10 protein-coding genes are annotated in these 17,081 nt (G+C 53.9%); all 10 read right to left on the bottom strand.

All coding sequences use genetic code 11. The annotated features are described in order from the left end of the window. Positions 1–3 precede the first annotated feature (3 nt). From D0T87_RS06180 to D0T87_RS06135, 10 genes are read right to left on the bottom strand one after another with little or no spacing between them, the layout of a single operon-like run. On the bottom strand, positions 4–1,635 hold the full coding sequence (locus tag D0T87_RS06180) for a glycoside hydrolase 43 family protein (protein WP_370526821.1): 1,632 nt from the start codon (positions 1,633–1,635) through the stop codon (positions 4–6). A gap of 18 nt (positions 1,636–1,653) precedes the next feature. Next, positions 1,654–2,817: an alpha/beta hydrolase-fold protein gene (locus D0T87_RS06175; RefSeq protein ID WP_163173869.1), complete on the bottom strand. Its 1,164-nt coding sequence runs from the start codon at positions 2,815–2,817 to the stop codon at positions 1,654–1,656. A gap of 10 nt (positions 2,818–2,827) precedes the next feature. Further along, on the bottom strand, positions 2,828–4,552 hold the full coding sequence (locus tag D0T87_RS06170; RefSeq protein ID WP_163173866.1) for a glycoside hydrolase 43 family protein: 1,725 nt from the start codon (positions 4,550–4,552) through the stop codon (positions 2,828–2,830). Positions 4,553–4,577: 25 nt separating this feature from the next. Continuing rightward, a complete protein-coding gene (locus tag D0T87_RS06165; protein ID WP_163173864.1) occupies positions 4,578–7,211 on the bottom strand; it encodes a glycosyl hydrolase 115 family protein in 2,634 nt (877 codons plus the stop codon). Between the two features lie 16 nt (positions 7,212–7,227). Continuing rightward, positions 7,228–9,627: a beta-L-arabinofuranosidase domain-containing protein gene (locus D0T87_RS06160; RefSeq protein ID WP_163173862.1), complete on the bottom strand. Its 2,400-nt coding sequence runs from the start codon at positions 9,625–9,627 to the stop codon at positions 7,228–7,230. Positions 9,628–9,645: 18 nt separating this feature from the next. Beyond that, positions 9,646–11,004, bottom strand: coding sequence for a glycoside hydrolase family 43 protein (locus tag D0T87_RS06155; RefSeq protein ID WP_163173860.1), 1,359 nt, complete (start codon positions 11,002–11,004; stop codon positions 9,646–9,648). Positions 11,005–11,032: 28 nt separating this feature from the next. Further along, positions 11,033–12,430, bottom strand: coding sequence for a glycoside hydrolase family 43 protein (locus D0T87_RS06150; protein WP_163173858.1), 1,398 nt, complete (start codon positions 12,428–12,430; stop codon positions 11,033–11,035). A 21-nt stretch (positions 12,431–12,451) separates the two neighbouring features. After that, a complete protein-coding gene (locus D0T87_RS06145) occupies positions 12,452–14,545 on the bottom strand; it encodes a glycoside hydrolase 43 family protein (RefSeq protein ID WP_239063512.1) in 2,094 nt (697 codons plus the stop codon). A 20-nt stretch (positions 14,546–14,565) separates the two neighbouring features. After that, positions 14,566–16,323, bottom strand: coding sequence for a family 43 glycosylhydrolase (locus D0T87_RS06140; RefSeq protein ID WP_239063510.1), 1,758 nt, complete (start codon positions 16,321–16,323; stop codon positions 14,566–14,568). Next, the gene (locus D0T87_RS06135; RefSeq protein ID WP_163173856.1) at positions 16,320–17,072 is read right to left on the bottom strand and encodes a mannonate dehydratase; all 753 of its coding nucleotides are present in this window, start codon (positions 17,070–17,072) and stop codon (positions 16,320–16,322) included. Before D0T87_RS06135 ends, D0T87_RS06140 begins: the two co-directional genes overlap by 4 nt. Positions 17,073–17,081 lie beyond the last annotated feature (9 nt).

Below are 17,081 nucleotides of genomic sequence, written 5' to 3'. Positions count from 1 at the left end.
GTGTTATTTTTGTTCGGTGAAATCAAAGTAATCGACATCTACATGGCCGCCCAAGGTCTTGGTGGCATAGTTAAAGATAGCGAATTTGGTGCCCATAAAGAACCGGCGGTAGTCGAAACGCATACGGAAATCCGAACCTATCTTCTTCCATTCAACGTTATCAAGGCTGTAGTAGAAGGTAGCCAGTTCTTGCTGACGGGTAAAGTCGCAATCGATGCGCAGGTAGATGTTGTCCTGATTGATAGCCACGCGCTCTTTTTCCTCGGAGGTAGGATCTTTGATGATCTTATCCTTCTCGCGGTCTACGGGGTCGAAGTTGATCACGTCTTCGGTCATGACGAGGGTTTTCTTATTGCCTTCCATGCGCACGGAGAGGGTTCCGGAGTGCCCGTTGAAGGCGCTGAATCCGGCAACATCGCCGTCAATCATGCCGGAGAGGTCGAGCGAAACAGTAGCGCCGGACTTTGGCCCGATGGTGCGCTGTGTAATGGTGTTGCGGGCGGCAAAGAGGTTATCTGTCACGCGGGCGGTTTTCAGGCGCAGGTAGCCGGGACGTTCGGCGAGCGACCATTTATCGTTTACCGGATTGTGGTTCCACTGCCAGTAGAGCGAAAGTTTGTCGCTGCCGAAATCATCGCTGCCTACAATGCCTTTGTTGTATGCATTGGGGTAGAGTATCTTTTCGTAGGTCTTGGAAATGCTTCCGTCTTCGTTGCCCAGCATCGGCCAGCCGTCTATCCAGTGGCAAGGCATCAGGATAGGCACACGACCTACGCCGCCGCGATCCTGAAAGATAACACCGTACCAGTCGCCTTCGGGCGTGTCGACAATAAAGCCCTGGCCTACGCCGCCGTATTCTTCGAACTCGCTTTCGAGGATAACTTTCTTTTCGTACGGGCCTTCGATGTTATCGGCGCGATAGCACACCTCGCGGCGGATACGACCGGGCTCACCGTATACCATGGAGATCATCATAACGTAGTATTTGCCGTCTTTTTTGAGGGCGTGGGTACCTTCGAGCAGACCGGTTTCGGTAGCATCGCGTTCGATGATGCGCTTGCGGATCCCTCCTTCTTTGACATCGGAAAGGTCGGCGTTGAGTTCGCGCAACTCGCCGGTGCCGTAGAACATATACACGCGGCCGTCGTCGTCAAAAAAGAGCGAACAGTCGTGGAAATGGGGCACGCGCGATACAAGCGTCCAGGGTTCCTTTTCGGGGTCGGTGGTGGTATAGATATATCCACGGTAGGGCTCGTCGTTGGGCGAGAAGAAGACGTAGAACCGCCCGTTGTGGTAGCGGATGGAGGATGCCCACTGGCCGCGGCCATAGACGGTGCCGTTCTCCATGTCGTACTTGGGCGTGTCGGTAAGGGTTTGGAACACATAGCTCACGGTTTCCCAATTCACCAGGTCTTTGGATTTCATCACGGGTGCGCCGGGCATGAGGTGCATGGTGGTGCTTATCATGTAGTAGAACGAGTCTACGCGGATAAGGCACGGGTCGGGCACATCGGCGTAAAGCACGGGGTTGGTGAAGGTGCCCATGACACCTCCGTCTGTTTTTGAAGCAGTTTGAGCATTGCATCCTGCCAAAGCAAGACCCGCGATAAGTAGCGGGGCGATTAGTTTTTTGATTTTCATGTGATTCTATTATTACTTTTGGTTATTGTTTTTCCGGAAAAGATGGGGCACGAAGGCATTGAGGCATCGCCTCCAGGTGAGCCACTCGTGGTGGGTGCCCGGCGATTCGTAATAGATGTTCCTGATGCCTGCCTGGGTGAACATTTCGCTTAGCTGGCGGGTGCGTTGCCCCTCGCCCGATCCGATTCCGAGAAAGAGCGTGTGTACCTTGTTGTTGAAGGCGGCGGCATCGGCAAAGACACCATTATATATATCACCGATTTTTGTATCGGGGCGCATAAAGAACGCCCCGCTGAATCCGCCGATATAGGTAAATTTATCAAGATTTCCCAGCGTGATGTCGAATGTTTGCTTCCCTCCCCACGACAGTCCGGCCATGGCGCGGTTCTCGCGGTCAGTGAGTGCACGGAAATTGGTTTCGATGTAAGGAATGATGTCGTTCATCAGGATGGGGCCGAAGGATGCGCCGAACTCGTCGCGCGTTTCACCCGGACGGGCACCGAAGAAGTATCCGCAGTTGCCATAGTCCATCACCACAATCATCGGCACGCACTGGCCGGCGGCGATGTTATTGTCCATAATGAAGGCCATTTTGCCCTGCTGATGCCATCCGCGTTCGTCTTCGCCCATGCCGTGCTGGAGATAGAGGACGGGGTACTTTTTCGTGGAATTGGTTTCGTACTCCGCCGGGGTGTACACGAAACAGCGGCGGCGGGCTTGCTCAATTTCGGAAAAGTAGTAGCACTCACGCACGGTTCCGTGGGCAATATCTTTGTTGTACGTGTAATACGCGGCGTCTTCGGCCGGTTCGGGTATCTCGATGCCGCTCATCATGCGGGCACACCCGAAGAAGGAGTCGCACGCCGGGTCAGCCACCGAAAGGCCGTCAATCACCACCGAGTAGTAGTGGAAACCCACCACCAGCGGGTCGGTGGTTACCGTCCATACGCCGGTCTCGTCTTTCATCATGGCGAACTTGCGGCCTACACAGTCTATTTCTACTTTCTGCGCCTGTGGGGCGTGAATGCGGAACACGGCACGTCCGTCGGGCAATACGCGCGGAAATTTGGCTTCGGGCACGTTGGCCTCAGCGGCCATTCCCGGGAGCTGGTCTTGCGCCTGCAACAGGGCGAAGCAGGGAGCCAGGAACAGGATGGTTAAGAGTATTTTCTTCATATTTGCTTTGTTATGGGTGAGTATTGGATATTTTGTAATCAAACCAGTCTAGATCAACGTAACCTTTTTCTTGCTTGTTGTTGTAGGTGAACACACCCACCATATCGCCCTGGAAATTGGCGCAGCTCTGTACGTAGGTACCGCCAAAGTCGATGTAGTTTTCCCCGTTCAGGCTGTACTGATACGTGAGGTTATTGTTGAACAGCGAAACGGAACGGAGGTAGATCACCGTCTGCGCCTTGTCCAGCCGGTGGCCATTCGTTTGCTTGCCGTTGGTGGTATAGACCAGGCACTTAACACCGTCTTGCATGTATACGGCCAGGTAGGCATAGTCGCGCCCGCCGTTGAAATGCGCCAATCCGGCCCGTTGGCCGTCGGCCATGGCGGCGATGTCCATTTTCACGGTAACAACCGCGGTGTCCGATCGCATGTGGCGTTGATTTAGCGTGTTACTGGCTTTAAAGAAGTTGTTGCTTCCATCGGCGGTGCGGGAGGCATATAGCCGCATGTAGCCTTTGCGTTGGGTGAGCGACCATTTTTCGGCACGCGGATGATGGTTCCAGGCCCAGAAGGGTGTAAGGACATCAGCATTGAAGTCATCGCCGCCATGCGGCAGTATTTTTTCGGTCGAGGCAATGGGTTTGGGTAGTTGCCAGGCCATTTTTCCGTAACCATCCGCATCGATGTAAACTCCGATCACCGGCCAGTCGTCTATCCACGTAACGGGAAGCAGGCAGGGCGGACGTCCGTCGGAATTATAGCGGTTGAGTTGCGCTATCCAGAACCAGCGGCCGTCGGGCGTATCTACAAAGCCTCCCTGTCCGGGAATTTCCTGATGGTATTGGCCTCCTGTTTCAGAAGCAGGGCGGTCAGTGCGGCGCATCTCGTAGCAGCCAAGGTCGCCGGGCTTGCCGGGGGTTCCGTCGGGTTTTGTTCCGTAAATATGCCGCGAGCGGTAGATGTGCGTGCCGGCGTTGGGACCGAGGAATTCGATATGTACGAGGTAATAATACCCATTTCTCTTGTATATTTTATTGCCTTCGGACGAGTAGTTGGGCGATATAAGCGTTCCGCCTTTGGGATATTCATAAATGATATCGTCCTGGTTCATGTAATCCACATCCGCGTCGAGCAGTTGACCGCCGTCGGGGGTCATTTGGAAGAGGTAGCTATACCAGTGCTTGCCCGGCGGGCGACTGCTACCGAGGTAAGCCTTGCCATCCTCGTCCCAGAAGGGGCACGGGTCTGTCCATTTCACGGTTTTCAGGGGTTTGCCGTTTTTGTCTTTGATTTGTCGTACTTCCCAGGGACCTTGCGGATTCCTGGCTGTAGCCACGAAGAATCCATCGGTGTAGAAGTTGACAAACACCCAGAACTTGCCGTCGTGGTGGCGAATCGTTGGTGCGTAAACACCGGCGTTGTAGCGATCCATCTGTTGCCAGCCGAAGGCGGGGGTAATATCGATCATATTGTCGAAAACGCCTCCCACAATCTCCCAGTTCACCAAATCGCGGGAGTGCAATACGCTGACCCCGGGCGAACTTTCGAAAGTGGAGGAAACCATGTAGTAATCCTCGCCCACGCGAATGGGGTCGGGGTCGCTGAAATCGGCGGCGATGACCGGATTCCGGAAAGTACCGTCGCCCTGATCTCCCCATTTCCCCGTCTGCTGGGCAGAGAGGGTAAAGGGAGTCAGGAGACAGAAGAGTAAAGTTATGTAAGAGAGTAATTTCATGGGATTTATTGGTTTACATTATTTATTATTCCTTTATATACGGGCTCTCCGGCATCTTCAACCGTGTATCCTCGTATCCGCCGAGGTCTACAATGATTTTCTGGAATACAATGCCGGGATTCAGCGGGCGCAGGATCAGGGAGTACTCGCCGGCACCGTTGCCTTGGGGCAGGGGTAGTTCAAGAACCGTTTCGATGATGCGTTCGGCGGCTGCCGGGTACATTTTGCTGTAATTGTTCTTCCACGTCAGCTCCTGATTGATGCCGACGGTTTTCTCTTCCGCTCCGGCGAAGGCGGCGGCGATGCTGTGGCCTCCTTTGAGGAAAGGCAGCGTGCAATCGGTAATGACGCGTAGCGCAACGGTGCGGGCGTTGCCCGGGGCGAGCTTCATCTTATAAGTCAGCGCCGCACCCGTAGTCTCTTGATCGTAAGGCATCAGGGCCACGCCGGAGAGGGTGCGCCCTAAATCGGGGATGACCGTCCAGGCGGCTTTGCCGGAACCCGGGTCGGCGGTGTAGTAGTGTTCGGCTTCCATCACCACCACACGATTTTTGTGATTGAACGTATAGCCGCCCGCCCGAACTTCTTCGGGGCGCACACGGATAACCTGCGGCATAATGTTCTGCACTGGTGGATGCCAAAAGGTGTAGCCGATGTGTACCTGATCCATCATGTGATTCCATTTGCCATCAGCAATGTCATGGTTATACTCGGTACAGAGGGTAGCATCGTGCCGGAAGCAAGCCTCCACACGGTCGGCCCAGTAGTTGGCTGCGGGGTCTTTCTCTACCCCCAGCTTGCGGTTCATGGCCAGGGAGTAGTACAGGTCGTACAGGTTGGCCATGGCTTGCACGGGGAAGCGCACAAGTTGGTGGTAGGCATCTTTGCGAACACCGGGCAGGGCGAGATACTGACGCAAGGCGCGCGCTTCGAGGGCCATGAACGCGTCGCGAACGGTTTTAAATTCGCCACTTTCGAGGTCGTAGCTCTTCTCGTCCATCATTTCGGCCACTACGCGGCCGGCGTATTTGCAGTAGGTATCGAGGATTTCGGCGGCCTCGGCAGCCTGACTTTGGCCGAACTGCTCGGCACAGAAGTCGCGGGCATACTGTTGCAGGTTGGTGGAATTGAATCGTTCGGGGTTCCAGGCCATCTTCAGGAAGAAGTCCATGGGATACTCGCAGGGCTTGATGTCGCCCACGTTCAGGATCCATATCTTATCTACGCCATAACTATAGGTGAGTTGCAGTTGCTCCCATATATGCGAAATCTGGCTCATGTTGAGCCATTTGCTGGCGCGCGGGGCGCCGTAATATCCGGCGTGGTAGTACATGCCATAGCCGCCGGAATGCCGCTTGCCGTTCAGGGCGGGCAGGTAGCGGACATCGCCCCAGTCGTCGTCGCACAGCAGTACAATGACATCGTCGGGCACGTTCAGGCCGAGGTCGTAATAATCGAGCACCTCCTTATATAATGTCCACACCTGCGGAGTTTGGTCGGCGGGCTTTCCGGTTACGCGGCGGATGATGTTTCGTTGGTCGGCGATGATGTTCTCCAACACGCGGAAGTTCTCTTCGATGCTGCCGGCGTCTGCCATCGGCTTGTCATCGTCGCCACGCATGCCCAGGGTGATGATACTTTCGTAGTTGCGGGTGTTCTCCATGCCTTCGGTAAAGAACTTCCGGATGCCGGCGCGGTTGGTCACGTAGTTCCACTCGGCGTTGCCGTAGTTTTGCTTGTTGCGCAACCACTCTTGTTGCGAGCGCTGCATGGGCTCGTGGTGCGAGGTTCCCATGACGATACCGTACTCGTCGGCCAGACGGGGATTCGCGGGGTCGTCTTCGTTGAAGGAGTTGCCTTCGTAACGGCCTTCGTCGTCGAACAGAATGGGCACGCCGGGGTTGTATTCCTTGAAGGAACCCCACATGCCGGGCCACAGATAATTGGCGCGCAGACGCAACAGGAGTTCGAAGACGTGGGCGTACATGCCACTGTTCATGCCGCCGAACTTCTCCCTGGCCCAGTCGGTCATGCACGGTATTTCGTCGTTGATGAAGATTCCGCGGTAGCGCACTTTCGGTTCGCCCGAGGCGTGGTAGCCGGAGGTGATATAGGCCTCTTTCCTCTTCAGCGGCGGCACATCGGCCCACCAGTACCAAGGCGACACGCCAAGCTGCCGGGACAGTTCGTAGATGCCGTAAATGGTTCCGCGCTTGTCGCTCCCGGCAATGACTACGGCGCGCTCCGTGCCGGGAAAGGGATTGTCGATGGTGGTGATAACGAAACTTTCCCACTTGCCCCGGAGATCTTTAGCTGGCAGTTTGCCGGACTTCACCAGCTCGTCAATCCGCCGGCTCTTTCCCAGTGTACCGATGATCACGGCTTGCCGCGGCAGCATTTCGACGGCATGCAGGGCGGGCGCACAATCGGTTACCCGCTCAATGTCCTTCCGAAGGTCGCCAATGGCACGGATCACTCCCGGATAATCGGCTGCATCGTAACACAGCGCGGCTGTCTTGCCGCTGGCTACCAGCGGAAATGTGCCGGAAGAAGGGTTGTTGGTAACTAAAGAATCCATATCGCGCGCATCTGCCTGCGCCTGCACGGCGGCAGGCAACATCAACAGAAGGGCGAAAAGGGGGGGAATGAATCGTTTCATATCTGCTTATTATGTATTAATCTAAAATGACAGCCATGCGTGGCTTTAACAGGCGCACGGCGAAGATCGAGGCCGTTTTGTTCTCCGCCTGGGGCTGGAACCTGACGGTGATTCTCTCTTTTCCCCGCAGGAATTTGGCTGGGATGCGGTATTCCTCGTCCACGAATCCGGGCCGGTTCCATTTGCCGGCGGTGTTTTCGTGTTTCAGCAATTCGCCGTCCATCAGGATGTCGAACTTCTGGTTGCCGGTTTCGTCGGCGCGGTAGCGAATCATCAGCGACAGGTCGTCCATCTTACCGGTTGCCAGTGTGTACTGGAAATAGCCATCTTCGCCGGCCTCGCGCCAAGCCTCTCCCTCGTGCGTTCCGGTTGAGGAGTGTTGCACCTGCATGCCGTGGTCAGCCTCGGGCTGTTGTTCTCCGGCCGACACGCGGTCTACCGTGCGTTTGTCGAGAATCAGTTTGTCGCGCTCGGCAGCGCCGGCTTCGTTGCTGTAAACCCGGAATTCATCTTCGGTCATGGACAGCCAATACATCATGTAGCGGCTGTCGTGAATGCCATAGAAGGGTTCGAGTTCGAGGTTTTTGTATTCGTCCTGAACAAACAGACCGGGAACGGTAAAGGTAAACGGCTTGCCTGTCACGGGTTTCATGCGGTTCAGCTTGGCCAGGATTTCGGTGCGCTCGCCCAGTATGTAGGGGGCATCGAACAATGACATCAACGGGCCGTGGGCGATGTGTTCCCAGCGACCGTCGCCCGCGATGAGCCCCGGCATATCCCTGGTGCTTGTTTTGGCAGCCAGCAGAATGGGCCCACGCATAATGGAGATGGCTTTGGGCACGTTGGGCAGTTCTTCGATGGCGACCTTCATGGGTGTTCTGATTTCAATGACATCTCCCTTCTTCCACTTGCGGTCTATCTCGATGTAGGATGAGGGGGTAGATCCCCTGGCATAATCGGTTCCTCCGCAAATAACCTGCATGTCTTCCGCAGCGACCCACCACGGGTGGCGGATGAATATTTTGAAGCGGGAGGCTTTGCGGGGATTGACGATGAGCGTGCTGCCTTCTTCGTTGGGGAAACCGGTTTGCTGTACGATCACTGTTTTCTTGTCCTTCCAGTTCAGTTCGGAGGGCACAAAGAGGTTGACGAACAGCGAATCGTGCTGATGGGTGTAGATAAACTCGCCGTACTTACCGTGGTTCTCCATGCCTGTGCCCACGCAGCACCACATGGCTTGGTTGGGCGCCGAATAAACGCGGTAATGCCCGGGGCGCGCAGGGGTGAAGTACACATAACCACCGTGCCCGGGGTGTTGGGTGGAGAGGATGTGGTTGAACATGGCGCGCTCGTAGTAATCGGCATAGCGGGCGTCGGGATTCATGCGGAAAAGCCCTTCGGCCAGTTTCAACATATTGTTGGTGTTGCAGGATTCGGGACCCTGGCGTTCGTCCATGTATTCGAAACAGCGCTGGGCTTCGGGGAAGTGCTCGGAACGGCTGTTTCCACCCAGGGACAGCGAACGGTTGACGGCCACGGTTTCCCAGAAAAACCGGGAGGCCGTAACGTAGGCGGCATCGCCACTCAACTCGGCCACGCGCTGATAGCCCACCGCTTTAGGAACCTGGGTGTTGGCGTGCTTGTTGTCGAGGTTGTCTTTCTGTGCGGCCATACTATCGAATATCTCTTTGTGCGAGAAACGTTTTGCCGCATCCAGGTATTTGGGGTTGGCCGTCATCTGGTAGGCGTCGGCATAGACTTCGTTCATTCCACCGAATTCATTGGCCAGCATGGCTTCCATTTGCCGGTCGTCCAGGTGAGAGATGATCCCGACACCCCAGTCGCAGATGTCGAGAAACATGGTGCGGGCCTGTTCGTTGCCGCCGTAAAGCCAGGCGTCTCTAAGTCCTGCGAAGGTTTTGTGTACATTATACCACGGCACCCAGTATCTCCAGACGATGCCTACGTTTCCTTTTCTGATTTCTTCCCAGAAGGATTTGCTTTTGGGAAATCCGGAGATGGAGCCGTCGCCGTTGGCGTCTTGCACCCGTTTCAGCTCGGCTACCATGTAGTCCATCCGCTCTTTACATTCGGCCGATCCGCCGGCTGCGTAGTGAATGGCGAGTGCGGTGAGGTAATGTCCGCCCACATGCCCGTCTAGGCCGTCTTTTTCCCAGTTTCCGTAAGATTCTTTTTTGGACGCCAGCCCAGCTTCGCGCATGAAAGGCGCCAGAAAGCGGTCGGCATCATACTGAAGCAGTACATCGGTGTTCAACTCGCAGGCATGTCTGAAAGGGCCCGACGTTATCCTGACATCTTGCAGGGAAAAGGTGTTGGGGTATAGTTTATCCTGGGCAAAGCCTGCGGTGAGGATAACCGCGGGCAGGATCAGGGTGAATAGAATGCGTTTGTTCATGGGGTTTACAGGTTTATTTTACTTCGAGAACATCCAGTAATCAAAATACATCGACACGCCCGGCTTTTCGCCCTTAAAGACGAAGTACAGATCGTGTACGCCGGTCACTTTCGGAATCTCCGCACTGACCAGCGCCCAGCGGTTGTCGCCTCCGGTGAGGGGGGCTTTGAAGGTGGCCAGCAACTGTCCGTCGGCACTGCCGAGGCGCACTTCCATCGTTACGCCGGCGTTGTGGGTGGTGCCTATGCGGGCGGTGAACTTCGAGGCGCCGTGAGAGCGGAAGTCCACGTGGCGCACTTTAATCCAGGCATTGTCTTTCATGGCACTCACGAATACGCCCACTTCTTTGTTCTGCGAGGCTTTCACTCCTTCGGAGAAGGCGATGGTTTCGGCCTCCACCTTGCGGTAAGGGTCGAGCGTTTCGAGCGGGCGGGTGATGCCCGGGGTCATTTTCATCGGCTTGATGGTGCCGTCTTTGTTGAACTCAACCTCGTCTACACACACCGAACGGGTGAAACCGCCGCCACCGGGCAATGCGCCGTTGTGGTAGAAGAGGTAGGTTTTGCCTTTGTAATCGATGATTCCCGGGTGGTTGGTGAAACTGCCTCCCTCGGCGGGCATAATGGTGCCGCCGTACTGCCAGGGGCCTTCGGGGCTCTTGCTGGTGGAGTAACCGATGTGTTCGGGCAACGGGCCGCCCGCCCAAAGCAGGTAGTAGAGGTCGCGGCGTTTGTAGAGCCAGGGGCCTTCTTCGTACAGGGTGGGACGGTTTTTGACATTGCCGTCGCGCCTGGCGAAAGCGGCTTCAGTCATGGGTACGGCCTGAATCTCGCCGCTATAGGAAATCATATCTTCGTTGAGCTTCACATAGAAGCAATCGGGGTTTCCCCAGTAGAGGTAGGCCTGGCCATCGTCGTCCACAAAGACGGTAGGGTCGATATCGCCCCAGCCGCTTTTCTGTACCAGGTGCTTGCCCAGCGGGTCGATGAAGGGGCCATACGGACTGTCGGACACGGCTACGGCAATGCCCTCCTTGTTGTTGCGGTCGGTAACGGGTACGTACATGTAGAACTTGCCATCGCGCTCTACGCACTGGGGCGCCCAGGCGTTCTTTTGCGCCCAGTCGAAGTCTTTGTAAGACAATACCACGCCGTGGTCTGTCCAGTTCACCATGTCGGTGGTGGTGTATAGTTTCCAGTCGTTCATCACGAACCAGGTAGAGTTGTCCTCGTCGTGGCTGGTGTATAGGTAAAGTTTGTCGCCATACACCATAGGCGCGGGGTCGGCGGTGTACATGGTTTGTACGATGGGGTTCTGGGCGTTGGCACCCAAAATGCCTGTTGTCGCAAGAACAAACGATAAGATTGAATGTTTCATCTCTTGTATTTTATAAATTATTTTATATTTACTTGGGTTCAAACTGCCACGAATTCAGGTTCAACAAATCATTGCCCTGGCCTCTGAATACCAGAAACAGATCGCGAACACCTACCGCATTGTTTGTTAACGTTGATTGTATCACCCAATTCTGCCCGCCTTCGGTGGGTTCAAGGTTACAGGTTCCGATACGAACACCATTCGGATCGTCCAGACGCAAGTCGATAGAGGCTCCTTTGGAAACACCTGCCACTTCGGCCATAAAACGCGCCGCACCGGGAAGTCCGAAGTCAACGCCTTTAATCATTATCCAGTCGCCATCATTCAATTCCGTAACATATCGTCCGCCGTCGTTATTCGGAGCGGTTTGAATGCCTTTTGACAGGGCCATGGTATGTGCTCTGTACGGATGGTTGTACGGACTTACGTACTTCAACTGATCTACGCCGTCGCGGGTAGCGATGACCGGACGGATGCTTCCGTCTTCGTTGTAGAACAGTTCATCAATACAAACATTGCGGGTAAATTCGCGCAGCGCCTGGCTTTCTACTCCATTATCGTGCGCCACCTGGCGGTTGTGGTAGGCCATGTACCACCGTCCCTGGAATTCGAAAATAGAATGGTGATGGTTGTGCCCGTCGTTCACCGGAGGAGGGGTCATGGCGATGCCGGGATTATCGAACCCGGTCATCGGATGATCGCTGGTGACGTATTCAATATTGGATGGCTTGCTGAAATGGTGCCCGGAGTAAGAAAGGTAATACCGCCCCCGATACTTGTGTACAAAAGAGGCTTCGAAGAATCCGGATGCGTTGAGCTTCACGGCAGGGCCATCCACCTCAATCATGTTTTCTTTGAGTTTGATTACCCGTGCATTGTCGGGGTGGCTACCGCCGAAGTAGAGATAGGCCTGCCCGTCATCGTCGATCAGTGCGCCCGGGTCGAAGCACCACATGCCCCACTGGCCGCCGCTACCTTCCATCACGCCCGGTGTCTTTTTATCCACAATGGGGCCGTCGTTGGTGTCAACAAAGGGGCCGGTGGGACTGTCGCTCACGGCAACACCCATACAGTTCATGCCGTCGCCGTAATAGAGGTAGAATTTACCGTTGCGTTCTATGACACAGGGCGCCCACGAGAGTTTGGCTCCCCATTTCGAGTCTTTCACATCGAAAACTTCGCCGTGGTCGGTCCAGTTTTTCATATCGTCGGTAGAGATGCAGGTAATGTCTTTCATAAAGTATCCGCGTTCGGGACGGCTTTCGGCTCCTTCTTTCAGGAAGTCGTGCGAACAGTACAGATACAAGCGCCCGTTGTGGACAAGCGAATACGGGTCGGCCGTATAACGCTGGGTAAAGATTGGCCAGTCGGCAAACGCTGAAACGGTTATCAACAGGCCGAACAATGCTGTTGTTATTTTCTTCATGATGTATTATTTATTGCTTGTTTATTCTACTACTTTCCAATCAAACACGGTGCCGTCTTTGCCACCCGGCAATGTTCCCGGCCAGTCGGCCGAATAAGGCTCTCCCGTTGCGGGGTTCAGGCCTACAAACCGGTTGGTTTTCAGCGAAAGCAGCATGCAGTGGTTGCGCAGCATGTCCTGCCAAACGAAGAGACTGGCATCGGTTTCGGTGTTCAACAGGCGAACATCGCCCGACATACCTTCGCCGGTGATGGTGAGGAAGCCGCTTCCGTCCATGGCTTCGAGGGCTACGCGGCCCTGACCACGGTCGTGAACACGGAACCGGGTGGCGCGCACGTCGAACTCTTTATCGCCCGTATTGGCATTGCGCAGCATGCGGCGGGGACTTGTCCACACCAGCACATTGTTGGCGCGGTTGGTGAGGGTGATTACTTTTCCGACAGGAAGATTTGCGGAACGGTCGGCAAAAGGTTCGTCCATCCGGTAGTTGTCGAACTCGGCATAACCACCTTCTTTGCCCAGCGTGTTGTAGGCAAACAGAGCGAAGCGCACGCCCTGGAAGGTCTTCATCTGATAGGCCAGGCGCAGGTCGACGCCCAATTCTTTGAAGTTTACGCCGTCGGTGCTATAGCTCAGCCAAGCCAGGTCTTCGTCGAAATCGCCGCGGGCACGCAGGTACACCTTGTCGGTGGATAATGGTTCGTCTACCGATTCGTTTTTGACGAAATCATAGAAGCGCATTACTTTTCCTTCGTCGGTATGCGCCACGCCAATCCAGTAATAAGGTACGATGAGCAGCGCAAGTCCGGCTACGTCACCTTTCTTCAGGGACTTGGTGTTCAGTTCAACGGTTACGATTGATTCGGGGCCGACAGCACGCTGGGTAAGCGAGTTCTTGGCATACATGAAGTTCCTGGCCGGCATTGTGTTCAAGCGCAAGGCACCGTTGCGGAGCGACCATTTCTTATCTACCGGCAAATGACTCCACTGCCAGATGGGTTTTAGTTTCTTTCCCGAGAAATCATCGTTGCGCTCGTAGGTTGTAACAGGCGCGATGTCTGCCCCTGTGTTGGGTTTGAACCAGGTGCGGGGCGAGCGGCCGAGATTCCCTTCCAGTCCGAAGTAAGGCCATCCGTCCTTCCAGGTGACGGGAGAAAGGAAAGTCAATCGTCCGGCGGACTTTACATCCATCATGGAGAATCCCCACCAGTCGCCGTTGGGCAGGTCGACGATGCCTCCCTGATGCAGCGGAACGGCATAATACGCCTTCTTGTTGGGAGGGCCGAAGGTCACCTTTTCGCCTTCCAGAGGTATGTCCGACCAGTATCCGTATTCGTTCGACCACCAACCCCGTTCGATACCCATGGTTTCGCGGTGGCTTATCACGGCCGTCTCGTAAGGGCCGTCGACCTTGTCGGCACGGGCGCATTGCATCCGGCCTACCGGGCCGTAATCGGCGCTGATGATGTAGTACTTGCCGTTTATTTTATAGAAATGGTGTCCTTCGCCCATAGCGTTCCCCCGTGGGATAATGACCCGGTCGCTGCCTTCGACGTAGCCGCTGAAATCGGACTTAATTTCGATAAGCTTTACTTCGTCATAGCTATGCACAGCGTAGATGCGGTCGTCGTCATCGAAGAGGATGCCCAGGTCGTAGATGCGTCCGCCCATGTTCTTATGTTCCCAGGTTCCGGCAGGGTCTTTGGTAGAGAATACCTGCAAGCCGTGATCGTTTACATTGACAAAGACGTAGAAGGTGCCTTTGTGGTAGCGGATAGCCGGCGCCCAGATGCCGTTGCCGTAAATGCCTTTGTTGCCTTCGAGGTGGGATTCGGGACCAAGGTCGAGTTTCTCGAAGATATAGGTTACGAACTCCCAGTTCACCATGTCTTTGGAACGCAACAGGGGCAGGCCGGGCATGGAGTGCATGGAGCTGGCCACCATGTAGTAATCGGTACCCACGCGTATCATATCGGGGTCAGTAAACTCGTCGTAGAACAGCGGGTTGGTAAAGGTTCCGTTACCGTTGTCGGATGTCCACGACTGGGCCGATGCGGAGCAGAGCGGCAATAAGAGAATGGCCATAAAGAGAGCCATTTGTTTGATTCGTTTCATTATATATAGGTATTATCAGGTTACTTCACTTCTTTCACGTCCGTTCCTTTTGTTATGCCTGCCTCGTTGAAGCTATCCATAGCGAAATAGTAGGATTGACCAACATTCAGGATGTTTATATCTAATTGGTTATTATCGTACACCATATAGTTGTGGTATAGCTTGTCTTTGGCTGTTCCGAAACGAATGTTATAGCCTGTTGCTCCCTCTATCCTATTCCATGTGAGGTGCACGCTGCGGCGGTTGTCTTCGTTCCGAACCAAAGAGGTTAGTTCGGCAGCTGCCGGAAGCGGTTTATCCATCTTGCCAAACACGCGCAAACCGGAGATGGAGAATTTGCCGGAAGGATAATACAGGTTGGTTATACGGATGTACCGGGCATCGGCCGGTTGGTTCAGCTGCGTATAGTCATTGGAAGCATCGGCGGTGTTGGCTGATTTATCGACCAGCATGTTCCACTGTTTGCCGTCTTTCGAGCCCTCAATCCGGTATTGATAGTACACGGAAGCGTCGCGTCCGGTTTGTGTAGCATCCTGATCGGCAAAGTTTACCTGAAGGGCGCATACGGTAGCTGCTTCTCCCAGGTCGATGGAAAGGAATTCGCCTTTATTGCCCGTTTCGGCGCTCCACCATGTACGGATGTCTTCGTTGACGGCATTCTCTGCCGGATATCCGTTCAATGTAGAGGAGGTGCTAACGTTCTTGTTGTAGGACAAGAGCATCCATCCCGGGAAGAGTTCATCGAGCGAAGAGATTTTCTTGCCGGGCATCATCATCGGATAGTCGCCGAAGGCTGAATAGGCATACATCTCGTCGTCTTTGTCAAAGAATACAGGGTAGAGGGAGATTCTGCGTTCGAACATGTGACGTTGTGAGATGGTTGCGGTTCCGGTATTCCAATAGTTGCCATAAATATCCTGGAATGTGCTACCATGCCCCAGGCCGTTGGCAAAGCCTTCGGGTTTATACGAGAATGGGTTATGTTTGGCCAACGAAAAAGGCCCCATCGGATCGTCTGAGATGTAAACTCCGTTGTTGTAGCTCTTAAATTCTGTTCCGGGAACGGCGTATTGCAGATAGTACTTCCCGTTATATTTGCTCACCCAAACGCCTTCGAGCCAGGCGGTGTGACTGTAATGGGTATTGTAGTCGCCCGCCACTTCCCAGCCGTACTTATCGGCATCGGCGTAGAAGAGTTCGGTGGGTTTGGCCTTGGGCATAAAGGTTTTCTTATCCAGCTCCATCACGGTGATAGGCGTAGCCGCACCGGAGCCCGAATACATGAAGAGTCGGTCGATATCGGCATCGTAGAATAGCATCGGGTCGTTAAGGACATACGGAAACTTGTCGGTCACCAACTCCCATTTGCCCGATTTGGGGTCGGCGGTTTTGTATACCACGTTGGTATTTACCGAGGCGGTAAAGTAAATCTCGCCATCCATCTCAATAATGGTTGGGGCGTACTTCTCTATGGGAAGGTCGTCGGACGCTATCAAGTCCCAATGTACCAAATCGGTAGAGTGAAAGTAGCCACCCGACTTGGACAGGAAGAGGTAGTACTCGCCTTTGAAGTTGATGATACTGGGATCGGCTGCTTCCCGCCAATAGGGCGCTTGCTCGCGCAGGGCGAAACGATAGCTCAGATCGACCGGATTGCATGTGGTGGTGAAGTTGAATGAGGTATCTTCTTTACCGGTAGTACATGCTGCCAATAAAAACAAGACGAGGAATAATGCGTAGTTTCTTCTTTTCATAAATAGAGTAAAGTATTTCTTCATGATATATTCTTTAAGTGAGTTGAAACAGGGCCTATACATACAGGAAGGGAGGGGTTTTCTTTTTCAAAAATGCGAACCAGTTCTGTTGTATGTGTACCATCCAATTGGACAAACCGAGTGCGGGAAGCAAACTTACGAGCAAGCGCTACTATATTCGTTTGCGAATGAGTACTCAACAAACTTGTACAAAAAGCTATTCCATTACAAGGATGGCGAACAGCACTTAATATCCACGTTATATCTTCTTCTCTGCTAACAACGGAAGGCAATCCTGATGTCGGAACAGAAAGATTATCCGGATATATACACATATTCATACCATAATCTTCGCATACCAGCATAATCCGGTGAAGGAAATATTGCAGATTGTCCCGCAACTCTTCTTTCCCAATAGGGGTATGTGCCCGCAACGGATATACACTATCCACATCAGGCATAAAACGATAGCAAACTGTGCGAATACCAGCTTCTCCCAGATGAACAAGACTCATGATATAGTTATCAATCAAGTGTTCTTGTTCGTACCCGGCGTATTTAATTTCTTCATTAACCGGAAGATCATCTACTACCGACCAGCGTAAACCGGCATTTTCAATACACCGTTTGGTTTCATTGATCGCTTCCGGCGTCCATATCCTTCCGTTGGGGATATGGCCCAAATTTGTAGTTACCCCTTTCACACCCATTTGTCGGATCATAGGTAATGTGATGGGGTCATCTTCTCCAAACCAGCGCCATATCTTTTCCATATATTAATG

This window comes from Bacteroides sp. 51 (assembly GCF_010500965.1).
GTDB lineage: Bacteria > Bacteroidota > Bacteroidia > Bacteroidales > Bacteroidaceae > Bacteroides.
This window is presented reverse-complemented; position numbering and strand designations above follow the sequence as displayed.